This window comes from Rahnella inusitata (genome assembly GCF_965118895.1).
Taxonomy (GTDB): Bacteria; Pseudomonadota; Gammaproteobacteria; order Enterobacterales; family Enterobacteriaceae; genus Rahnella; species Rahnella inusitata_A.
Window position 1 is genome coordinate 44,490 of record NZ_CBCPJJ010000025.1, and the last position, 21,214, is coordinate 65,703.

Annotated in this window: 19 protein-coding genes; 13 read left to right on the top strand and 6 right to left on the bottom strand. The window is 54.3% G+C overall.

The window, feature by feature from the left end:
- Positions 1 to 320 precede the first annotated feature (320 nt).
- From ACMHLI_RS20565 to uvrD, 7 genes are all read left to right on the top strand, one after another.
- The gene (locus tag ACMHLI_RS20565) at positions 321 to 2,879 is read left to right on the top strand and encodes a class I adenylate cyclase (RefSeq protein WP_413531087.1); all 2,559 of its coding nucleotides are present in this window, start codon (positions 321 to 323) and stop codon (positions 2,877 to 2,879) included.
- A gap of 158 nt (positions 2,880 to 3,037) precedes the next feature.
- On the top strand, positions 3,038 to 3,241 hold the full coding sequence (lptM, locus tag ACMHLI_RS20570; protein WP_413531088.1) for an LPS translocon maturation chaperone LptM: 204 nt from the start codon (positions 3,038 to 3,040) through the stop codon (positions 3,239 to 3,241).
- Between the two features lie 97 nt (positions 3,242 to 3,338).
- On the top strand, positions 3,339 to 4,163 hold the full coding sequence (dapF, locus tag ACMHLI_RS20575) for a diaminopimelate epimerase (RefSeq protein WP_413531089.1): 825 nt from the start codon (positions 3,339 to 3,341) through the stop codon (positions 4,161 to 4,163).
- Positions 4,160 to 4,864, top strand: coding sequence for a DUF484 domain-containing protein (locus ACMHLI_RS20580; protein WP_112165523.1), 705 nt, complete (start codon positions 4,160 to 4,162; stop codon positions 4,862 to 4,864). The genes dapF and ACMHLI_RS20580 overlap by 4 nt, the downstream gene beginning before the upstream one ends.
- On the top strand, positions 4,861 to 5,772 hold the full coding sequence (xerC, locus tag ACMHLI_RS20585; RefSeq protein ID WP_413531090.1) for a tyrosine recombinase XerC: 912 nt from the start codon (positions 4,861 to 4,863) through the stop codon (positions 5,770 to 5,772). The genes ACMHLI_RS20580 and xerC overlap by 4 nt, the downstream gene beginning before the upstream one ends.
- Positions 5,772 to 6,488, top strand: coding sequence for a 5-amino-6-(5-phospho-D-ribitylamino)uracil phosphatase YigB (gene yigB / locus ACMHLI_RS20590; protein WP_413531091.1), 717 nt, complete (start codon positions 5,772 to 5,774; stop codon positions 6,486 to 6,488). The genes xerC and yigB overlap by 1 nt, the downstream gene beginning before the upstream one ends.
- Before the next feature lie 97 nt (positions 6,489 to 6,585).
- Entirely contained in the window at positions 6,586 to 8,751 is a 2,166-nt protein-coding gene (gene uvrD, locus ACMHLI_RS20595; RefSeq protein WP_413531092.1) for a DNA helicase II, read from the top strand.
- 122 nt (positions 8,752 to 8,873) lie between these two features.
- On the opposite strand, the gene ACMHLI_RS20600 is transcribed toward uvrD, so the two are convergent.
- A complete protein-coding gene (locus ACMHLI_RS20600) occupies positions 8,874 to 9,350 on the bottom strand; it encodes a WbuC family cupin fold metalloprotein (RefSeq protein WP_413531093.1) in 477 nt (158 codons plus the stop codon).
- 419 nt (positions 9,351 to 9,769) lie between these two features.
- Here ACMHLI_RS20600 and corA point away from each other — a divergent pair, with 419 nt between their 5' ends.
- On the top strand, positions 9,770 to 10,720 hold the full coding sequence (gene corA, locus ACMHLI_RS20605; protein WP_112165536.1) for a magnesium/cobalt transporter CorA: 951 nt from the start codon (positions 9,770 to 9,772) through the stop codon (positions 10,718 to 10,720).
- A gap of 50 nt (positions 10,721 to 10,770) precedes the next feature.
- Here corA and rarD read toward each other — a convergent pair whose 3' ends face one another.
- Positions 10,771 to 11,679 (bottom strand): EamA family transporter RarD, encoded by a 909-nt coding sequence (gene rarD / locus ACMHLI_RS20610; RefSeq protein ID WP_413531094.1) that lies wholly within the window; start codon positions 11,677 to 11,679, stop codon positions 10,771 to 10,773.
- A 77-nt stretch (positions 11,680 to 11,756) separates the two neighbouring features.
- A complete protein-coding gene (locus ACMHLI_RS20615) occupies positions 11,757 to 12,239 on the bottom strand; it encodes a thioesterase family protein (RefSeq protein ID WP_112165540.1) in 483 nt (160 codons plus the stop codon).
- Between the two features lie 239 nt (positions 12,240 to 12,478).
- Here ACMHLI_RS20615 and pldA point away from each other — a divergent pair, with 239 nt between their 5' ends.
- From pldA to rhtC, 3 genes are all read left to right on the top strand, one after another.
- On the top strand, positions 12,479 to 13,357 hold the full coding sequence (gene pldA, locus ACMHLI_RS20620) for a phospholipase A (protein WP_413531095.1): 879 nt from the start codon (positions 12,479 to 12,481) through the stop codon (positions 13,355 to 13,357).
- Between the two features lie 200 nt (positions 13,358 to 13,557).
- Positions 13,558 to 15,390, top strand: a complete 1,833-nt coding sequence (gene recQ / locus ACMHLI_RS20625) for an ATP-dependent DNA helicase RecQ (RefSeq protein WP_413531096.1) — start codon at positions 13,558 to 13,560, stop codon at positions 15,388 to 15,390.
- Between the two features lie 38 nt (positions 15,391 to 15,428).
- On the top strand, positions 15,429 to 16,055 hold the full coding sequence (gene rhtC / locus ACMHLI_RS20630; protein WP_413531097.1) for a threonine export protein RhtC: 627 nt from the start codon (positions 15,429 to 15,431) through the stop codon (positions 16,053 to 16,055).
- Between the two features lie 65 nt (positions 16,056 to 16,120).
- On the opposite strand, the gene rhtB is transcribed toward rhtC, so the two are convergent.
- A complete protein-coding gene (gene rhtB, locus ACMHLI_RS20635) occupies positions 16,121 to 16,741 on the bottom strand; it encodes a homoserine/homoserine lactone efflux protein (protein ID WP_112165547.1) in 621 nt (206 codons plus the stop codon).
- Between the two features lie 122 nt (positions 16,742 to 16,863).
- Here rhtB and pldB point away from each other — a divergent pair, with 122 nt between their 5' ends.
- Positions 16,864 to 17,856, top strand: a complete 993-nt coding sequence (gene pldB / locus ACMHLI_RS20640; RefSeq protein WP_413531098.1) for a lysophospholipase L2 — start codon at positions 16,864 to 16,866, stop codon at positions 17,854 to 17,856.
- A 47-nt stretch (positions 17,857 to 17,903) separates the two neighbouring features.
- On the top strand, positions 17,904 to 18,707 hold the full coding sequence (gene yigL, locus ACMHLI_RS20645) for a sugar/pyridoxal phosphate phosphatase YigL (RefSeq protein ID WP_413531099.1): 804 nt from the start codon (positions 17,904 to 17,906) through the stop codon (positions 18,705 to 18,707).
- An 80-nt stretch (positions 18,708 to 18,787) separates the two neighbouring features.
- On the opposite strand, the gene glpT is transcribed toward yigL, so the two are convergent.
- Together glpT and ACMHLI_RS20655 are read right to left on the bottom strand one after the other, a co-directional pair.
- Positions 18,788 to 20,140 (bottom strand): glycerol-3-phosphate transporter, encoded by a 1,353-nt coding sequence (gene glpT, locus ACMHLI_RS20650; RefSeq protein WP_413531100.1) that lies wholly within the window; start codon positions 20,138 to 20,140, stop codon positions 18,788 to 18,790.
- A gap of 391 nt (positions 20,141 to 20,531) precedes the next feature.
- The gene (locus tag ACMHLI_RS20655) at positions 20,532 to 21,089 is read right to left on the bottom strand and encodes a DcrB family lipoprotein (protein WP_413531101.1); all 558 of its coding nucleotides are present in this window, start codon (positions 21,087 to 21,089) and stop codon (positions 20,532 to 20,534) included.
- Between the last annotated feature and the right edge of the window lie 125 nt (positions 21,090 to 21,214).

Consider the following 21,214-nt stretch of genomic DNA (forward strand, 5'->3'; position numbering starts at 1 on the left):
GTTTATCTGTCTCTGTGACCATCCTACCACTGACAATAGAAAGCTGTCAGCGTAAGAAGCCATTCGCAAAAGAAGGGTAACGGGCGTAAAGGAGATTTGTTCTGTTTGACAGCAAACGGTAAAATCGAGAGAAGCGGAAGAGTAATTGTGGTGCGTTACTTTCTTTACGGTCAATCAGCAAGGTGTTAAATTGATCACGTTTCCAGCAATAATTCGTCAACTATTTGCACAATCGCGGTTGTTCAAAGCATAAGCATCACGATAAATGGCGGATTTGGAACGGGGTTCTTTCCAGACACTGTATAATCAGGCGAAACGTCTTGTACCTCTACATCGAGACACTGAAGCAAAGATTGGATGCGATCAACCAGTTACGAGTCGATCGTGCACTGGCGGCAATGGGGCCTGCGTTTCAACAGGTCTACACGTTGCTTCCCGTCTTTTTACATCATCATCACCCTCTGATACCGGGATACCTTGAAGGTAAGGTTCCGCATGGTATCTGCCTCTTCACGCCTGATGAATCGCAAAAAACCTATCTGACCGACCTCGAAGACAAATGGGGCAGCGCGCTTGAGCCTATGGCGAAGGGCGAATTGCCGATAACCGGCGTCTATTCGATGGGCAGTACCTCGTCAATCGGCCAAAGCCAGAGCTCCGACCTGGATATCTGGGTCTGTCATCAGTCCTGGCTTGATAATGAAGAACGCAACCGCTTACAGGAAAAATGCAGCCTGTTGGAAAAATGGGCCGCGTCGCTGGGCGTGGAAGTCAGCTTCTTCCTGATCGACGAAAACCGTTTCCGTCACAACGAAAGCGGCAGCCTGGGTGGGGAAGACTGCGGTTCCACGCAGTACATCTTATTGCTCGACGAATTCTACCGGACGGCTGTGCGGATGGGCGGCAAGCGTATTCTTTGGAATATGGTGCCGGGTGAAGAAGAAGCGCATTACGATGAATATGTGCTTTCTTTGTATGCGCAGGGTTCTCTGACGCCAAACGAGTGGCTCGATCTCGGCGGCCTCAGCACACTGTCGGCGGAAGAGTATTTTGGTGCCAGTCTGTGGCAGCTGTATAAAAGCATCGATTCGCCGTACAAGGCCGTGCTCAAAACGCTGCTGCTGGAAGCCTATTCGTGGGAATATCCAAAAACCCAGTTACTGGCCATGGACATCAAACAGCGTCTGCATCAGGGCGAGATCGTAAACTTCGGTCTTGATTCCTATTGTATGATGCTCGACCGCGTGACCCGCTACCTGACCCAGATTGAAGATACTACCCGCCTTGATTTAGTCCGCCGATGTTTCTATCTCAAAGTCTGTGAAAAACTTTCCCGCGCCCGAGCATCAGTCGGCTGGCGTCGTGAAATTCTCAGCCAGCTGGTGGCCGAATGGGGCTGGGACGAAGAGCGTCTGGTGATGCTGGATAACCGTGCTAACTGGAAAATCGAGCGCGTGCGCGAAGCGCATAACGAACTGCTCGATGCCATGATGCAGAGCTATCGCAACCTGATCCGCTTTGCCCGTCGCAACAATTTAAGCGTCAGCGCCAGCCCGCAGGATATTGGCGTGCTGACCCGTAAGTTGTACGCCGCTTTCGAAGCGCTGCCGGGCAAAGTCACACTCGTGAACCCGCAGATCTCGCCTGACCTGTCAGAGAACGACTTAACCTTTATCCATGTGCCGATTGGCCGCGCCAACCGCACCGGCTGGTATCTGTATAACCAGTCACCGTCGATGGAATCGATCGTCAGCCATCAGCCGCTGGAATATAACCGCTACCTCAATAAACTGGTGGCCTGGGCGTATTTCAACGGTTTACTGACTTCCACCACGCGCCTGCACATCAAAAGTGGTGGCCTGTGCGACATTGCCAAACTGCGCGAGCTGGTGGCGGACGTCTCGCACAACTTCCCGCTGCGTTTAGCAGCACCGACGCCAAAAGCGTTGTACAGCCCGTGTGAAATCCGTCATCTGGCGATCATCGTCAATCTCGAACATGATCCGACCGCCGCCTTCCGTAATCAGGTGGTGCATTTTGATTTCCGTAAGCTGGATGTGTTCAGCTTCGGGCAGAATCAGGAATGCATGGTCGGCAGTATCGATCTGCTGTATCGCAACTCGTGGAACGAAGTGCGCACGCTGCATTTCAGCGGCGAGCAGGCGGTGCTGGAAGCGCTGAAAACCATTCTGGGCAAAATGCATCAGGACGCCGCGCCGCCGGAGTCGGTAGAAGTGTTCTGCTACAGCCAGCACTTGCGCGGCCTTATCCGCACGCGTATTCAGCAGCTGGTGACCGAGTGCATCGAGCTGCGTCTGTCGAGTAAACGCCTCGAACCGGGTCGTTTCAAAGCCGTGCGCGTTGCCGGACAAACCTGGGGTCTGTTCTTCGAACGCCTGAGCGTGTCAGTGCAGAAGCTGGAAAATGCTATCGAATTTTACGGCGCAATTTCCAATAACAAACTGCACGGTTTGTCGGTGAAATTGCAGACCGATCAGGCGCACCTGCCTGCGGTGATTGACGGCTACGCCAGCGAAGGGATTATTCAGTTCTTCTTTGAAGACAGCGCGGATGAAATCGGTTTTAACATCTATATTCTCGATGAGTCGAACCGCGTTGAGGTATACCACCATTGCGAAGGCAGTAAAGAAGATCTGGTGCGTGACGTCAGCCGCTTCTATTCTTCCTCGCACGACCGTTTCACATACGGCTCAAGCTTCATCAACTTCAACCTGCCGCAGTTCTATCAGATAGTGTCCCTTGATGATCGTATTCAGGTGATCCCTTTTCGCAGCAATGCGTTATCTGCCGTCTGCGCCACGCTGCCAGAAAGCGAGATCGAACCTTCCCGGCTGACACAGCAATTCCAGCTCCATTAGAAAAAGGTTCTGCATCGCCTGCATGCGGCAGATTATCTGGCTTTCCTTCCCTTTCACTCCTGAAAATGTGCCTGCCGGTTTTATCGATTCCTGTTGCTTTTCATGATCCACCTGCGATTATAGAGAGCTTGGTCGCATGAATTACAGGCATTCATAAAATGAAAAACGCTTTACGCTGGTCTCTGGCCGCGACGATATTATTTTCTCTCTCCGGTTGCGGACTGAAAGGGCCGTTATATTTTCCGCCTGCGGATAAATCTTCCACGCAGAAAACCAGTCAGGTTCCGGGCACCAGTAATGACGGTTCATCGCAGCAAAAAGGCGTATCACCAGAAGATCTCTCGACGAATTCCAGAGATTAATCAGCCCTCGGGCTGAGGTTCCGGCGGGTTTTTGCCGGGTCCGCATCATTAAGGGATCATCGCGACTGGATTTGACCAGCGGTAAACGGAGTCAGTTATGCAGTTCTCCAAAATGCACGGCCTGGGCAACGACTTTATGGTTGTTGACGCCGTGACTCAAAATGTCTATTTCTCCCCTGAGTTGATCCGCCGTTTGTCCGATCGCCATCGTGGCGTAGGTTTTGACCAGCTGCTGGTGGTAGAGCCACCTTACGATCCTGAGTTAGACTTTCATTACCGCATCTTCAACGCCGACGGCAGTGAAGTAGCGCAGTGCGGCAACGGCGCGCGCTGTTTTGCCCGTTTTGTCCGTATCAAAGGGCTGACCAACAAACGCGATATCCGCGTCAGTACGCAGACAGGTCGCATGACGCTGACGGTCACCGAAGATGAAGACGTGCAGGTGAACATGGGCGAACCGGTCTTTGAACCGCAGCAGGTGCCTTTCCGTGCCGCGAAACCGGAAAAGACCTATATTCTGCGCGCCGAAGAGCGCACAGTATTTTGCGGTGTGGTCTCAATGGGCAATCCGCATTGCGTGTTGCAGGTTGATGACGTGCTGACGGCCGAAGTCGATGTTCTCGGGCCGATCCTCGAAAGCCATGAACGCTTCCCTGAGCGCGTGAACGTCGGGTTCATGCAGATAGTCAGCCCGGACAACATTAAGTTACGCGTTTACGAGCGCGGTGCAGGTGAAACACAGGCGTGCGGAAGCGGCGCGTGTGCGGCCGTCGCCATTGGTATTCAGCAAGGATTACTCGCAGAAGAAGTACAGGTGGAACTGCCGGGAGGCAGCCTCGAAATTCGCTGGCAAGGGCCGGGTCACCCGCTGTATATGACCGGACCTGCCACTCATGTTTACGACGGATTTATTCATCTATGAACAATCTTGATGACCAGATTGACCCGGTGATAGCACTCGACGACGACAGCGTGATGCAGTATTTGCTGCAAAACCCGGATTTCTTTATTCGCAATGCCCGCAGCGTCGAGCAATTGCACGTACCGCATCCGGTGAAAGGCAGCACCTCGCTGGTTGAATGGCAACTCGGGCGTCAGCGTCATCAGATTGCTCAGCTTGAAGAAGAAATTACGCTGCTGATGGAACAGGCGTCGATCAACGAATCCCTGTTCGGACGGATGATCGAGCTGCAGGCGACGCTTGCCGCCGCCAGTGGTTTGCAGGATATGCTCAACCGCCTGCAACGCTGGTCGCGCAGCCTCGGTCTGGCAGGGGCGAACGTGCGTCTGTTCAGTGAAAGCTGGCGCATCGGTGCGCCGTCGGATTTCACCCATCTGGCGGTCAGCCGCAGCGCGTTTGAATCCATGCGCATTCAGCGTCTGGGCGAAACCCCGCATTATCTCGGCAGCCTGAACGGCCCGGAACTCCTGCTATTATTGCCGCAGGCGAAAGCCGTCGGTTCCGTCGCGTTATCGCTGATGGGTGAGCAGGGTGAACTGGGCGTTCTCATCTTCAGCAGCCGCGATCCGCAGCACTATCAGCCGGGAATGGGCACCGTGTTGCTCGACCAGTTGGCAAAAATGCTGCCCGGTTTACTGGAACGCTGGATAGAACGGGTATGACGCCTACTGAATCGCCCCTGTATCCCGCAGTCGAGGCGTTTCTGCGTTATCTGCACGTTGAGCGTCAGCTCAGTCCGCTGACCTCAACCAACTACAGCCGCCAGCTTGACGCACTGATCGAGATGGCTGCTGAAATCGGTATTTCCCACTGGCAGCAGCTTGATGCGCCGAAAGTCCGCATGCTGCTGGCGCGCAGCAAACGCGCGGGTTTAGGCCCGGCGAGTCTGGCGCTTCGCATGTCTTCGCTGCGCAGTTTCCTCGACTGGCTGGTGCGTCAGGGCGTTCTGAGCGCCAATCCGGCTAAAGGTATATCCACGCCGCGTTCACCTAAGCATTTGCCAAAGAATCTCGACGTCGATGAAGTGAACAAGCTACTGGAAATCAATCTCGACGACCCGCTTTCAGTGCGTGACCGCGCGATGCTGGAAGTGATGTACGGCGCTGGTATTCGTTTATCGGAACTGGTTGGTATCGACTGCAAACATGTCGATATGGCCTCCGGCGAAGTCCGCGTCATGGGTAAAGGCAGCAAAGAGCGTCAGGTGCCGATTGGCCGCACCGCCGTCACCTGGCTGGAGCACTGGCTGGTGCACCGTCCGCAGTTTGGCCCGCAGGATGATGCGATGTTTTTATCCAGTCAGGGCAACCGCATTTCAGCGCGCAACGTACAAAAACGCTTTGCCGAGTGGGGCGTAAAACAGGGTGTGAACAGCCATATCAATCCGCATAAGTTGCGGCATTCCTTTGCGACACACGTTCTGGAGTCCAGTGGTGATCTGCGTGCGGTGCAGGAGTTGCTGGGCCACGCCAATCTGTCCACCACCCAAATCTATACCCACCTCGACTTTCAACATTTGGCGACGGTGTACGATGCCGCCCATCCCCGCGCAAAACGAGGCAAATCCTGATGAAGTTCTATCGTCCGCTGAAACGCATTGAAGCGATCACTTTCGATTTAGACGACACGCTGTATGACAATTATGACGTTATCCGCCGTACCGATTCCGAAACGCTGAAGTCTATTCAGGGTTTTCACCCCGCGCTGGCTGAGATGTCGCCGGACGCCATCCGGCTGATGCGCGCCGAATTGCTGGCAGAAGATGCCGAGATTTATCATGATGTTACCGAATGGCGGCGTCAGGCAGTGTTGCTCGCCATGACCCGCGCCGGGCTGAGTGAGAGTGATGCAAAGCAGGGCACGAAGGCCGCTATGGAAACCTTCGCCTACTGGCGCAGTAAGATTTATGTGCCGGAAGAAAATCATAATGCGCTGGCCGCCCTCGCAGAACGCTGGCCGCTGGTGGCCGTCACCAACGGCAATGCCGATCCGCATGCCTGCGGGCTGGCGCAGTATTTCCAGTTCACTTTGCGAGCGGGCGATCACGGCCGCGCGAAGCCCTATGCCGACATGTATAAAAAGGCGTCGAATAAGCTGGGCATCCCGCTGGAAAATATCCTGCACGTGGGTGACGATCTCACGACAGACGTCGCGGGTTCCGTGGCCTGCGGAATGCAAGCGTGCTGGATAAACCTGCGTGAAGGCAACCTGATGCATATCCGTGATGCCCGCCTGTTACCGCATATTGAGATTTCGCAGTTGGCATCGCTGACAGCATTGCTATAATCCCCTCATCAATTACTCTGTATAAATTCACAGTAGAAAAGCGTTCATGGCGGCATTCATCGCCGGAGTGCTTTTCTCATCCTGACAAACGGTGCCTATGGACGTTTCTGACCTGCTCGACAGCCTGAATGAAAAACAACGTGAAGCCGTGGCCGCGCCGCGCAGCAATCTGTTGGTGCTGGCCGGGGCAGGCAGTGGCAAAACCCGCGTGCTGGTGCATCGTATCGCATGGCTGCTGTCGGTAGAAAACTGCTCGCCGTATTCCATCATGGCGGTGACTTTTACCAACAAAGCGGCGGCGGAAATGCGTCACCGCATCGAACAGCTGATTGGCACCAGTCAGGGGGGCATGTGGATCGGTACTTTCCACGGGCTCGCGCACCGTTTACTGCGCGCGCACCATCTGGACGCCAAACTGCCGCAGGATTTTCAGATCCTCGACAGCGACGATCAGCTGCGCTTAATTAAGCGTTTGCTTAAAGCGTTGAACATCGACGATAAGCAGTGGCCGCCGCGTCAGGCGATGTGGTACATCAACGGCAAAAAAGACGAAGGTCTGCGCCCGCATCACGTCGAAACCTACAACAACCCGATTGAAGCCACATGGCTGCGAATCTATCAGGCGTATCAGGAAGCCTGTGACCGCGCCGGGCTGGTGGATTTCGCCGAGCTGTTACTGCGCGCGCATGAGCTGTGGCTGAACAAGCCGCATATCCTGCAACATTATCGCGAGCGTTTTACCAACCTGATGGTGGACGAGTTCCAGGACACCAACAGCATTCAGTACGCGTGGATCCGTCTGCTGGCGGGTGACAACAATAATGTGATGATCGTCGGCGATGATGACCAGTCGATCTACGGCTGGCGCGGTGCGCAGGTTGAGAATATCCAGCGTTTCCTGAAGGATTTCCCGAACGCGGAAACCATCCGTTTAGAGCAAAATTACCGCTCCACCAGCACCATTCTGAAAGCCGCCAACTCGCTTATCGAGAACAACAGCGGTCGTATGGGTAAAAACCTGTGGACCGAAGACGGTGAGGGCGAAAAAATTTCCCTGTACTGCGCCTTTAACGAGCTCGATGAATCGCGCTTTGTGGTGAACCGCATCAAAACGTGGCAGGACAACGGCGGTGCGCTGAAAGACTGCGCCATTCTCTATCGCAGCAACGCCCAGTCGCGCGTGCTGGAAGAAGCGTTATTGCAGATGGCGATGCCGTACCGCATTTACGGCGGGCAACGATTCTTCGATCGTCAGGAAATCAAAGATGCGCTGGCATATCTGCGTCTGATGGCTAACCGTAATGACGACGCCGCCTTTGAGCGCGTGGTGAATACGCCGACTCGCGGCATCGGTGACCGCACGCTGGACGTGGTTCGCCACACTGCCCGCGACCGTCAGCTGACCATGTGGCAGGCGACGCGCGCGCTGTTGCAGGACAAAGTGCTGGCGGGGCGCGCGGCCTCTTCGCTGCAACGTTTCACTGAACTGGTGGATGCGCTGGCGCATGAAACCGCCGATATGCCGCTGCACGTTCAGACTGACCGCGTGATCAAAGATTCCGGCCTGTTCATCATGTATGAGCAGGAAAAGGGTGAAAAAGGCCAGGCGCGAATCGAAAACTTAGAGGAACTGGTGACGGCAACGCGCCAGTTCAGCTATCAGGACGAAGACGAAGATCTGATGCCGTTGCAGGCGTTCCTGTCACATGCTGCACTGGAAGCGGGCGAAGGTCAGGCCGACGCCAATCAGGACGCCGCGCAGCTAATGACGCTGCACTCGGCAAAAGGGCTGGAATTCCCGCAGGTGTTTATCGTCGGCATGGAAGAGGGCATGTTCCCGAGCCAGATGTCGCTGGAAGAAAACGGTCGTCTGGAAGAGGAGCGCCGTCTGGCCTATGTTGGCGTGACGCGGGCGATGCAAAAACTGACGCTGACCTTTGCTGAAACCCGTCGTCTGTATGGCAAAGAAGTCTCTCACAAGCCGTCGCGTTTTGTCGGCGAGCTGCCGGAAGACTGCGTGGAAGAAGTGCGAATGCGCGCTAACGTCTCGCGCCCGATGAGCAATCGCAGCGTCGGCACGCCAACCAGTGTCAGCGATACCGGCTTCAAACTTGGCCAGCGCGTCGTGCATCCTAAATTCGGCGAAGGCACCATCGTGAACATGGAAGGCAGCGGCGAACACAGCCGCCTTCAGGTGGCGTTCCCAGGGGAAGGGATCAAATGGCTGGTTGCCGCCTACGCTAAACTCGAGGCCGCAAGCTAGCTTACTTGCGATCTTGAGTCCGGGCAGTGCTCGACATCCTCATGGACTACGTGTCCATTCCGGTGTCTCCGCGCTGGCCGGACTCAACCTCGCTGCGCCGCTGACGCTTGCCCGACAGAGTATCAGAGGCTAAATGTTTCACCCACTTCCGCTTTCGCATACCATTCCAGCGTTGCTTTCACGCGTTCGTCGCCTTCTGGCGGTGTACCGGGCAGGTAATCCTGTTCCTGAACGGGCTGATACGCCCCGTGTTTCACTTCGAAAATCACGGCACCTTCATCGAGCGATAATACGCTATGCCAGGTGTTGGCCGGGATTTCCAGCAGTTTGGTTTCTGCGCCGAGCCATAAGCGTTCGGTGACCTTGCCACTCTCATCGTAAGTCAGCACCAGAAAACGGCCACGCAGCGCGGTCAGCATTTCCCATGTGTGCGGGTGGCGGTGAATGCGCACATAAGTGCCCGGTTCCATGGCGATCGCCAGACGTTGTACCTCATCTTCCGGGGCAGGGTGGATGTTCAGATTCTGGCGCAGTCGCGGTGAATGCGCGGCCTGAGTGATCAGGTCGCACAGCGTGTCTTGGGTAATCTGCTTAATCATTTTTGGCTTCAGAAATAGAAAGGGAGTCAGGCCTCTGAGTGTAGCCAAAAAAGGGTTCTGACATAAGCGGGCAAAGGTTGCCAACATCGACTGTATTTTATGCATAAATGTTGCGGGAATAGATTTGTTCGCGGTTGACAGTCTTTTTCTTCTCGGCGTAACATGCGCGCACTATTATCAATGAGGAACTGCGCCTTGGACACACCCAGTAGATACTGGCTCAATAACCTGTTCGTTAGGTACCACTTCTAAGGCCCTCCTCTTTGCTGATGGCCTTAGTGGTTGTCAGCGACCCCCGTTCTGTCGCTGTGAGTCGGATCTGAATTTGGTCTGAATTACGCCGGTGACTCTTTTCGCCTCGTGATTTTCTGTGCTTCAACGCGTTGTCCACTTTCTGTCATTCTTGGGAGAACGGGCACATGCTGAGTGCTTTTAAATTAGAAAACAGCCGCTTATCCCGTTTAGAGCTGGACGAGGCAGACGATCTCAAAACCTCATTGTGGGTTGATTTGGTCGAGCCTGATGAGCAAGAGCGCGAGCGCGTTCAACATGAATTAGGGCAAAGCCTGGCGACGCGTCCCGAACTGGATGACATCGAAGCCTCTGCACGTTTCTTCGAAGACGAAGACGGCCTGCACATTCACTCCTTCTTTTATTATGAAGATGCCGAAGACCACGCGGGCAACAGCACTGTGGCATTTACCGTGCGTGAAGGTCGTCTCTACACCCTGCGCGAGCGCGAGTTACCGGCGTTTCGTCTTTATCGTATGCGCGCGAGAAACCAGACGCTGGTCGATGGCAACGCTTACGAGCTGCTGCTGGATTTGTTCGAAACCAAAATCGAACAGCTGGCGGATGAAATCGAAAATATCTACAGCGATCTGGAAAAACTCAGCCGCGTGATCATGGAAGGGCATCAGGGCGACGAATATGACGCCGCGCTGTCTACGCTGGCGGAGTTGGAAGATATCGGCTGGAAAGTGCGTTTGTGTCTGATGGATACCCAGCGCGCGCTGAACTTCCTGGTGCGCAAAGCCCGCTTACCGGCAGGTCAGCTGGAGCAGGCGCGCGAAGTGTTACGCGATATCGAATCCCTGTTGCCACACAACGAATCCCTGTTCCAGAAAGTGAACTTCCTGATGCAGGCGGCGATGGGCTTTATCAACATCGAGCAAAACCGCATTATCAAGATCTTCTCGGTCGTGTCCGTGGTGTTCCTGCCGCCGACGCTGGTCGCATCGAGCTACGGGATGAACTTCGAATTCATGCCTGAGTTGAAATGGGCATTTGGTTATCCGGGCGCAATTGGTCTGATGATCATCGCGGGGCTGGCGCCGTACCTGTATTTCAAACGTAAAAACTGGCTGTAATTTTTTGCGTAGACAATAAAAAAGCCCCTGAACGGGGCTTTTTGCTGCGTTTATGCTTTCGCCGCCACACCACGACGCAAGCGGCCCTGCGTGTAAAGCGCGTCAGTGATAAAGCACAGCAGACCGGCCCAGATAAAGCCGAAGGTGATGAGCTGTGAGGTATTCACCGTTTCGCCGTAGAACACCACCGCCAGCAGGAACATCAGCGTCGGGCCGAGATACTGGAAAAATCCCAACGTCGAGAGCTTCAGCCGCGCCGCCGCTGCGGTAAAGAACAGCAGCGGAATGGTAGTGATGATCCCCGCCGCCATCAGCAGTAAATCCAGTGACCATGGATTTGCTGACAGATTGCTGGTCGGGCTGTTAGCGATAAAGAACAGATACACGCCTGCCAGCGGCAGCAGCCAAAGGGTTTCTATAAGCATACCGGTCTGAGAATCCACACCGATTTTCTTACGCAGCAGGCCGTAAAAAGCGAACGTGAGCGACAGCCCCAGCCCGATGATCGGCACTGAACCAAACATCCAGACCTGAATCAGCACACCGGCAAATGCCAGCACCACAGCCAGCCACTGCAAACTTCGGAATCTTTCGCGCAAAAACAGCATGCCGAGCACGACATTCACCAGCGGGCTGATAAAGTAACCAAGGCTGGCTTCGAGAATGTGATTATTATTAATCGCCCAGATAAAAATCAGCCAATTCCCACCGATAAACAGTGCGGTGATGAGTAACATGCCGACTTTCTTTGGTTGTGCGAGTACCCGCCGGACGTCACTCCAGCTACGACTGACGGACAACAGCACTAACATAAAGAAGAACGACCAGATGACCCGATGGGTAAGAATTTCATCGGCTGGCACTTCTTTGATGAGCTTGAAATACGCCGGAGCGATCCCCCAAATCAAATAGGCGATAAAGGCAAAAATGACGCCTTGCCGGGTACGTTGTGCATCCATGTGGGTACCTGAAGTAAATAAGAATGAAAGGTCGCGAGTGTAACTGATTTACGTCGCATGATTTCTTTTTCGACGCCTCAGCCAACCATGTAGGTCGCTGTCGTTGTCGCAATATGTACGCCGGTATCATTGTGCAGATCGACGCGGGCGACGGAGACTTTATTTCCGGCGCGGATCAGGCTGGCTGACGCGATGAAATACTCGCCACGACCGGGTCGCAGATAATCCACACGCAAATCAACCGTGCCCATTTTTGACAGGCGCTGGCGCATTTCTGCTTCGAGCAATGGGTGATCGGGTTTGTCGCGGCGGATTAACGAACTGGTGACGCACACCAGCCCGGCTGCGACGTCGAGCACTGCGGCGATCACCCCACCGTGTAATATTTTTTGTGCTGCGTTGCCAACCAGTTTGGTTTGATTAGCGAATTTCAGCTCCGCGTAATCGCAGTCGAGACGTTTAAGCTCCAGACCGAGTTCGCGGTTAAAAGGCATGTCATAAACGAAAATATTGCCAATCAGCTGCAGGGCAGCTTCGTGGCTGAGGGATGACGCGGACATGAAAGTTTTCCTGATCCAAACGACTGAGCGTTATAGTCGCCCAATTGGTTAACGAAATGTTGATTTTATGTGCCAAGGGCAGTGAACTCCACCTCGTGCATGATAAATCTATTCATTACTCTTGCGCGAATGTATATGTGTGTAAAATGCTCTGCTTTGTTTCTGAAGACCGGCCGGTAGTTGGCTATTTCAAACCATTAATTCGAAAAAAACATTTAACACTATAGGGTGAGGAAAAAATGCGTAAAACTTGGGCTGTCGGGGCCACTATGTTGGCGTTGCCATTGCTGGGACATGCAGAAGAAGCAACAGTACAGGAAGTGCATGATAAGCCGGCAGTGCGCGGCAGCATCGTTGCCAGCATGTTGGAGGATCACGATAACCCGTTCACGCTTTATCCTTACGAATCGAACTACCTGCTTTACACCGACACCAGCAATATCAACAAGAAAGCTATACAGTCTTATGACTGGGCAAATAAAGCGCGCCATGACGAAGTCGCTTTCCAGCTGAGCCTGGCCTTCCCGCTGTGGCGCGGCATTGCCGGTGATAACTCGGTGCTCGGTGCATCCTATACGCAGAAATCCTTCTGGCAGCTTTCTAACAGCGGGCAGTCTTCACCATTCCGTGAAACTAACTACGAACCGCAGCTTTTCCTGGCGTGGGCAACGGATTACGACTTCCTGGGCTGGACTCTGCGTGAAGCTGAATACGGCGTGAGCCACCAGTCGAACGGTCGCTCAGATCCGACGTCGCGCAGCTGGAACCGCGTCTATGCGCGCTTTATGGCACAGCACGGCAACTGGCAGGTAGATCTCAAGCCGTGGTATCGCATTCCTGAAAGTGAAGAAAATGATGATAACCGCGATATCACCAAATACATGGGTTATTACCGTCTGAAAGTCGGTTATGCGTGGGGCGACAGCGTGTTCAGTGTGGAAAGTCGTTACAACTGGAACACCGGCTACGGCGGCGCGACCACTGGCTGGAGCTACCCGATTTCCAAGCACGTACGCTTCTACACGCAGGTGTTCAGTGGTTACGGTGAGTCATTGATTGACTACAACCACAAGCAAACTCGCGTGGGTGTGGGTATCATGCTTAACGATATGATGTAATACCCGTCATACTTCAGGTTGCAGATGCGTTGGCTGCGCCGGGTCCCCCGGATCACTTACTCAGGTAAGTTCATCGGGATGCCCTCACTTGCCGCCGTCCTGCAGCCCGAATTATTGAGGGTATATAATAGAATAGTGTAGCAGTACAGCCCCGGTGGCTTTAGGGCTTAGCCGGGTGGTTTGAACAGTTGGGGAATTGAGTGTCTACGGCGGCAGTGATAAATAAAGAAGAGCTGGCTCATCAGGTATTACGCGATACCTTCGGCTATCAGCAATTCAGACCGGGTCAGCAAACGATCATCAATACCGCCATTTCTGGCCGGGATTGTCTGGTGGTGATGCCGACCGGCGGCGGTAAGTCGCTGTGCTATCAAATCCCTGCGCTGGTGATGGACGGCCTGACGCTGGTGGTTTCACCGCTTATCTCCCTGATGAAAGATCAGGTCGACCAACTGATGGCGGCGGGTGTTGAAGCCGGTTGCCTGAACTCGACCCAGACCCGTGAGCAACAACAGGAAGTGATGGCGGGCTGCCTTAGCGGCCGCATCAAAATGCTGTATATCGCGCCGGAACGCCTGATGCTGGGCGATTTCCTCGAGCAGCTACAACAGTGGAATCCGGCAATGCTTGCCGTCGATGAAGCTCACTGTATTTCCCAATGGGGCCACGATTTCCGCCCGGAATACCGTGCGCTCGGCCAGCTCAAACTGCGTTATCCGCAACTGCCGGTGATCGCGCTGACGGCCACCGCCGATGAAGCCACCCGCAACGACATCGTCCGTCTGCTGGAGCTTAACGATCCGCTGATTCAGGTCAGCAGTTTTGATCGTCCCAATATCCGTTACACGCTGGTGGAGAAGTTTAAACCGCTCGATCAGCTGATTCGTTTCGTGCAAGACCAGCGCGGTAAAAGTGGCATTATTTACTGCAACAGCCGTGCGAAAGTCGAAGACACCGCCGCGCGCCTGCAAAGCCGTGGTCTGAGCGTCGGGGCTTATCACGCCGGTCTGGACAACGACACCCGCGCCCGCGTGCAGGAAGGTTTCCAGCGCGATGATTTGCAAATTGTAGTCGCCACCGTGGCGTTCGGAATGGGCATTAACAAGCCCAACGTGCGTTTTGTGGTTCACTTTGATATTCCGCGCACCATCGAGTCCTACTATCAGGAAACGGGTCGCGCCGGGCGTGATGGCCTGCCTGCCGAAGCGGTGCTGCTCTACGATCCGGCCGATATGGCGTGGTTACGCCGCTGTCTGGAAGAGAAGCCCGCTGGTGCGCAGCAGGACGTTGAGCGTCACAAACTGAATGCGATGAACGCTTTCGCGGAAGCGCAAACCTGCCGCCGTCTGGTGCTGCTGAACTACTTCGGCGAAGGCAAACAGAACGCCTGCGGTAACTGCGACGTTTGTCTTGATCCGCCAAAACGCTACGATGGCCTGCTGGACGCGCAAAAAGCGTTGTCAGTGGTTGCGCGCGTGGGACAACGTTTTGGATTAGGTTACGTGGTCGACGTGCTGCGCGGTTCGAATAATCAGCGTATACGCGAATACGGGCATGACAAACTGACCGTCTACGGCATCGGTAAAGAACACAGCAACGAATACTGGACCAGCGTGGTACGCCAGCTGATCCACCTCGGGCTGATTATGCAAAATATCGCCATGCATTCGGCATTACAGCTGACCGAAGCGGCGCGTCCGGTACTGCGCGGGGAAATCCCTTTGCAGCTGGCGGTACCACGTATTCAGACGCTGAAGATTAAAAGCCCGTCCCGCCAGAAAACTTACGGCGGTAATTACGATCACAAGCTGTTTGCCAAACTGCGCAAGCTGCGTAAGTCGCTGGCCGATGACAACAATGTGCCACCGTACGTGGTATTTAACGACACAACGCTGCTGGAAATGGCCGAACATCTGCCGATAAGCCCAAGCGATTTGCTGGATATCACCGGCGTCGGCCAGCGTAAGCTGGAGAAATTCGGGCGACCGTTTATGGCGATGATCCGCGATCATATTGATAACGGCGACGACTAACAGATTCTACTACCTACACATAACACAGAGAGTTAATCATGCTGACGCTGTTTCTGATGATTGCGATGGTACATATGATCGCACTGGCGAGTCCTGGTCCGGACTTCTTCTTTGTCTCGCAGACGGCGGCCAGCCGCTCGCGCAAAGAAGCGATGATGGGTGTTATTGGCATTACGCTGGGTGTTGCCGTGTGGGCCGCCGTGGCGCTGATGGGGCTGCATCTGATCCTGCAAAAAATGGCATGGCTGCATCAGATTATTACCGTCGGCGGTGGCCTGTATCTGTGCTGGATGGGCTGGCAGTTGCTGAAATCCGCACGTTCTAAAAAGCAGGACGGTGGCACTGAAGCCGACATGTCCGTCGCATTACCTGCCCGTGGTCGCACCTTTATGCGCGGGCTGCTGACCAATCTGTCCAACCCGAAAGCCGTCGTCTACTTCGGCAGCGTGTTCTCGATGTTCGTGGGCGACAGCGTCAGCGGTGGCGAGCGTTCAGCCATATTCCTGTTAATCGTGATTGAAACCCTGGCCTGGTTCTCTTTAGTCGCCATGGTCTTTGCGCTGCCGAAGATGCGTCGCGGCTATCAGCGTTTAGCCAAATGGATCGATGGCGTAGCGGGCGTGGTATTTGCCGGATTCGGTATCGCGTTAATTGTGAATCGCTGATCAGAACATTGCGCGCATAAAAAAGGGTCCGGCTAAATAGCGGACCCTTTTTGCATTCTGAGAAATTAAACCTTCCGCGCACTCGCCAGCAATACCCCTACCAGCATAAACAGCGAGCCGAAAATCCGGTTCAGCAGCTGCATTTGTTTCGGGGCTTTTACCCAGCCCGCGATGCGTGTTGCCAGCGTGGCGTAACCGATCATCACGATGATATCGACCACCACGGTCGTCACGCCCAACACCACGTATTGTGCAGCCTGCGGCTGGTGAGGAATGATAAACTGCGGGAACAGCGCGGCCAGAAAGACGATGCTTTTGGGATTGGTGAGGTTCACCAGAATGGCGCGTTTGAACAGGCGACGGCGCGGCATGCTGCTGGCCAGCGCGTTCAGGTCAATCGCCCCGGCAGAGCGCCACTGGCAGATACCCAGCCAGATTAGATACGCCGCGCCCAGCCATTTCAGCATCTCAAACGCCAGCAGCGATTGCGAAATCAGCGCGCCAAGACCGATACCCACCAGCACGATGTGGATCGACAATCCCAGCTGGAGCCCGGCAATCGATGCCACCGCGCCGCGATAGCCGTGACTGATGCCGGTGCTCATCGTATTAATTGCGCCAGAACCCGGGGACAGACTTAAGATAGAAGTAGTGAGCAGGTAGGTTAACCACCAGTCCAGTGTCATTGCGAGACTCCCTGAATACGTTTTATGTTGTTTTATGGCACAATACGCCATTGTTTATAGTTGTGCTATAGCTCACAAATAACACTTTTCTCCTCTGCGCCTAACAATTTTGGATCAATTGAATGTCTGCGAATTACGCAAGGTGGTTAACACGTGAAAAGGAGTTTTCCGCCTTTGCGACCGGGCCGCTGCTCGATTTCTGGCGTACGCGTGAGGAAGGTGAGTTTAACGGTGTAGACGATGTACCGATCCGCTACGTCCGGTTCTGTTCCCCCGATCATGATAAAGTCATCATGGTGTCACCGGGCCGTATCGAAAGTTACGTAAAATACCCCGAAGTAGCCTACGATTTATTCCACTGTGGTTATGATGTGATGATTGTCGATCATCGCGGGCAGGGACGTTCCGGCAGGATGCTTGACGATCCGCACTGCGGTCACGTACAGCACTTCGATGATTACGTTGAAGATTTCGAGCGCTTTTATCAGCTGGAGATTGCGCCCCGTCAGTACGCGAAAAAGTTCGCGCTGGCACACTCGATGGGCGGTGCGATCCTGGCACTGTATCTGGCCAAAAATCCGCAAAGTTTTGACGCGGCGGCATTGCTGGCCCCGATGACCGGCATTTATCTGCCGATGCCGGGCTGGATATCCCGCCGGATCCTTAACTGGGCGGAAAACCGTCCGGTACGTCGCGACGGTTATGCGCTCGGCACCGGTCACTGGCGGCCTTTGCCGTTTGTGGTCAATCGTCTGACCCACAGTCGCGAACGTTATCGCCGTAATCTGCGCTACTACGCCGATTATCCGGAGCTGCAGGTCGGCGGACCAACGTATCACTGGGTGCGTGAAGGTATCGACGCCGGGATGCATATCCTGAAAGAAGCCGAGAAAATCACTACGCCCGTCCTTTTATTGCAGGCAAGCGAAGACCGTGTAGTCGATAACCGGTCTCATCTTGCTTTTTGTCAGGCCATGGCCGTTGCGGGTCACCCTTGTGAAGGGGATAAACCGCTGGTCATTGAAGGCGCGCGCCATGAGATCCTGTTCGAGCGGGACGACCTTCGGGCACAGGCGCTGGACGCTATCATGCGCTTTTTTGCGCGACAGCATTAATCCGCGGTACGCCGCGCACAACTCCATCAGAGGTTAGAACCTACGCTATGTACCATGTTGTTGCTTCCGATTTAGATGGCACACTGCTATCACCTGACCATACCCTGAGCCCGTTCGCGAAAGAGACGCTCAAGCTGCTCACGCAGCGCGATGTGCATTTTGTGTTCGCCACCGGGCGTCACCATATCGATGTCGCGCAGATGCGTGACAATCTGGAAATCAGCGCTTATATGATCACCTCGAACGGTGCGCGCGTGCATAACACCGACGGTGAGCTGATTTTCTCCCACAATCTGGACGAAGATATTGCCCGCGATCTGTTCGGCATCATGCACAATAATCCGGATATTTTGACCAACGTTTACCGTAACGACGACTGGTATATGAACCGTGACCGCGCCGATCAGGACGATTTCTTCCGCGAATCCGTGTTCAAATACAAGCTGTACGAGCCGGGTCTGCTGGAAACCGACGGCATCTGCAAAGTCTATTTCACCTGCGAAGATCACGAGAAACTGCTGCCACTGGAAGAAGCGATCAACGCACGCTGGGGCGATCGTGTAAACGTCAGCTTCTCGCTGCCGGTCTGTCTGGAAGTCATGGCGGGCGGCGTATCGAAAGGACATGCGCTGGAATACGTGTCGAAACTGATGGGTTACACGCTGAAAGATTGTATCGCCTTTGGCGATGGTCTCAATGACCTTGAGATGCTGAGCATGGCCGGAAAAGGCTGTCTGATGAGCGGCTCCCTGCCGCGCCTGAAAGCAGCGATGCCGGATGCGGAAATCATCGGTTCTAACGCCGACGATGCGGTGCCGCATTATCTGCGCAAAATGTATCTGTCGGAATAATTCAGACTGTGAAGTACGTTGATCAGTAAATGAAAAAGGCACCGTTGGTGCCTTTTTGCTATGTGTCATATCAGTAGGAATCAGGCATTTTTCGCCAGTTGCGCTTTGTGCTTATTCTCACTGAGCATGGTTAATACCAGCAGCAGAACCGCCAGCACACATCCGGCAATCATCACGATAAAGCCGCCATCCCAGCCGAAGTAATCCACGGTGTAACCAACGATGGCACTTGCCGCAACCGAGCCGCCCAGATAACCAAACAATCCGGTAAAGCCCGCCGCCGTACCCGCCGCTTTCTTCGGTGCCAGTTCCAGAGCATGTAAGCCAATCAGCATTACCGGGCCGTATATCAGGAAGCCAATAGTGATCATACAGGCCATATCAATGCCCGGATTGCCGACCGGGTTCAGCCAGTAAACAACAGTCGCGATGGTCACCAGCACCATGAAGAACACGCCGGTCGCGCCGCGGTTGCCTTTGAACACTTTGTCAGACATCCAGCCGCACAGCAGCGTCCCCGGTATACCCGCATATTCATACAGGAAATACGCCCACGAGGATTTATCCAGCGCGAAGTGCTTCACTTCTTTCAGGTAGGTAGGCGACCAGTCGAGAATGCCGTAGCGCAGCAGGTAAACAAACACGTTCGCCAGCGCGATGTACCACAGCAGTTTGTTCGGCAAAATGTATTGCATGAAGATCTGCTTCGCCGTCAGCTCCTGCTCGGCGGATTCTTTCACGTAATCCGGCGGATAATCGTTTTTGTATTCTTCGATAGGCGGCAGACCGCAGGACTGCGGAGTATCGCGCATGGTCATGAAGGCAAACACCGCCAGCAGGATCGCGCCGAAAGCGGGCATATACAGCGCCGCATGCCAGTCGTTAAACCACGCCATCCCCAGCAGGAACAGCAACGGAGGAATGCCGCCGCCGACGTTATGCGCGCAGTTCCACACCGAGACAATTCCGCCGCGCTCCTTCTGTGACCACCAGTGAACCATGGTGCGTCCGCACGGCGGCCAGCCCATGCCCTGAAACCATCCGCACAGGAACAACAGCACGAACATGATGGCGATGCTGGAGGTTGCCCATGGCACAAAGCCCATAAACAACATGACAGCGGCGGCGAGGATCAGGCCCGCAGGCAGGAAGACGCGGGGATTAGAGCGGTCAGAGACCGAGCCCATAATGAATTTCGAGATACCGTAAGCGATGGAAATCCCGGAAAGCGCAAAACCCAGATCGCCGCGCGAAAAGCCCTGGTCGATGAGATAAGGCATGGCCAGTGCGAAGTTTTTGCGCACCAGATAGTAAGCCGCGTAACCGAAGAAAATCCCCATGAAGATTTGCCAGCGGAGACGGCGGTAGAGCGGATCGACGTGGCTTTCATCCACGGGCGCTTTGTGTGGCGCGGGTTTGAAGATACTGAGCATACATGCCTCCAATGGCATAAATCAGGTCTGACTCATCATGAGCCACTGACAAAGGGCAGTGCCGTTATGTTCCAAAACGAACATCATGCTAACGGGCAGAGCGCCTATGAACTGTGATAGATGACAGAATTGTTACAGTTTTATGACTAAGGAGGCGGATTTTGCGATATTGAGTAACAAAATGAAACGTCAGAAGGGCGGAATCTGTGGTTGAATCACATTTTTGATGGGTATCCCGGCCGTTAACGTGATCGCGCGCGTTTCCCTTCGAATGTGAGCGAAAAAACCCATTTTAACGGTGTGGGCAACGCGTTGAGGTGCCAAACCTGGCAGATCAGCAACAAAAAAGCGGAGCCAAAGCTCCGCCTGAGAGTGCCGCTGAAAGCAAAAATTACTGAACTTTCAGGGTATTAATAATAGCTTCAGCATCCGCCTGCGCCTGTTGCTGATTGTCAGCCGGCAGGGTAATTTGCAGCGTCAGCAGATGGCTGTCTACTTTGCCCAGCACGATAGACGAATAAGCTTTCTGACCGGCAGAGGTGATCACGCTGTCGTACTGTTGCATCGTCTGGCCGTTAACCTGAATCGATTTGTTCGTCACGACTTGCAGGTTGGTATCGCGGGCTTTTTGCTGATCCTGCAAACGGGCAGTCAGCGTTTCCAGTGATTCGGTAGTGTTATCTCCGAGGATCACAATCACCGCTTTCTGACCTGTGCTGTCGGCGTACACGTGCATATTGTTTGCCTGAGTGCCCAGCTTACCGCTCTGGTCGCTCATTCCCTGCGGCAGGGAGAAGGTGACTTTTCCATCCAGCAGGCTGACTGGCGCGGTGGTTGTCGCCGCGGCTGCTGCTTTATCCGCTGCCGGAGCGTCAGTAGTTTTACCGTCACACGCCGCCAGACCGGCGACCAGTACTGCCATTCCCATCATTTTAGCGAAGTTACGCATCGGTCTTCCTTAAGTGGCCTGTTTATCAGGCTTAGATGTTGACTTAACGGTCTTATGGCAACCTATTCACGCCGCAAATGCAAGTCAGATTATGGCGCGATTTTTGTTTTGGGGAAGGCGGATCT

What these genes read in the sequence shown, in the direction of transcription:
- corA (WP_112165536.1), top strand. Translation starts at nt 9,770, where the DNA reads ATGCTGAGTGCTTTTAAATTAGAAAACAGCCGCTTATCCCGTTTAGAG.
- yigL (WP_413531099.1), top strand. Translation starts at nt 17,904, where the DNA reads ATGTACCATGTTGTTGCTTCCGATTTAGATGGCACACTGCTATCACCT.
- ACMHLI_RS20615 (WP_112165540.1), bottom strand. Translation starts at nt 12,239, where the DNA reads ATGTCCGCGTCATCCCTCAGCCACGAAGCTGCCCTGCAGCTGATTGGC.
- ACMHLI_RS20655 (WP_413531101.1), bottom strand. Translation starts at nt 21,089, where the DNA reads ATGCGTAACTTCGCTAAAATGATGGGAATGGCAGTACTGGTCGCCGGT.
- rarD (WP_413531094.1), bottom strand. Translation starts at nt 11,679, where the DNA reads ATGGATGCACAACGTACCCGGCAAGGCGTCATTTTTGCCTTTATCGCC.
- rhtC (WP_413531097.1), top strand. Translation starts at nt 15,429, where the DNA reads ATGCTGACGCTGTTTCTGATGATTGCGATGGTACATATGATCGCACTG.
- rhtB (WP_112165547.1), bottom strand. Translation starts at nt 16,741, where the DNA reads ATGACACTGGACTGGTGGTTAACCTACCTGCTCACTACTTCTATCTTA.
- glpT (WP_413531100.1), bottom strand. Translation starts at nt 20,140, where the DNA reads ATGCTCAGTATCTTCAAACCCGCGCCACACAAAGCGCCCGTGGATGAA.
- xerC (WP_413531090.1), top strand. Translation starts at nt 4,861, where the DNA reads ATGACGCCTACTGAATCGCCCCTGTATCCCGCAGTCGAGGCGTTTCTG.
- uvrD (WP_413531092.1), top strand. Translation starts at nt 6,586, where the DNA reads ATGGACGTTTCTGACCTGCTCGACAGCCTGAATGAAAAACAACGTGAA.
- dapF (WP_413531089.1), top strand. Translation starts at nt 3,339, where the DNA reads ATGCAGTTCTCCAAAATGCACGGCCTGGGCAACGACTTTATGGTTGTT.
- yigB (WP_413531091.1), top strand. Translation starts at nt 5,772, where the DNA reads ATGAAGTTCTATCGTCCGCTGAAACGCATTGAAGCGATCACTTTCGAT.
- lptM (WP_413531088.1), top strand. Translation starts at nt 3,038, where the DNA reads ATGAAAAACGCTTTACGCTGGTCTCTGGCCGCGACGATATTATTTTCT.
- ACMHLI_RS20580 (WP_112165523.1), top strand. Translation starts at nt 4,160, where the DNA reads ATGAACAATCTTGATGACCAGATTGACCCGGTGATAGCACTCGACGAC.
- pldA (WP_413531095.1), top strand. Translation starts at nt 12,479, where the DNA reads ATGCGTAAAACTTGGGCTGTCGGGGCCACTATGTTGGCGTTGCCATTG.
- pldB (WP_413531098.1), top strand. Translation starts at nt 16,864, where the DNA reads ATGTCTGCGAATTACGCAAGGTGGTTAACACGTGAAAAGGAGTTTTCC.
- ACMHLI_RS20600 (WP_413531093.1), bottom strand. Translation starts at nt 9,350, where the DNA reads ATGATTAAGCAGATTACCCAAGACACGCTGTGCGACCTGATCACTCAG.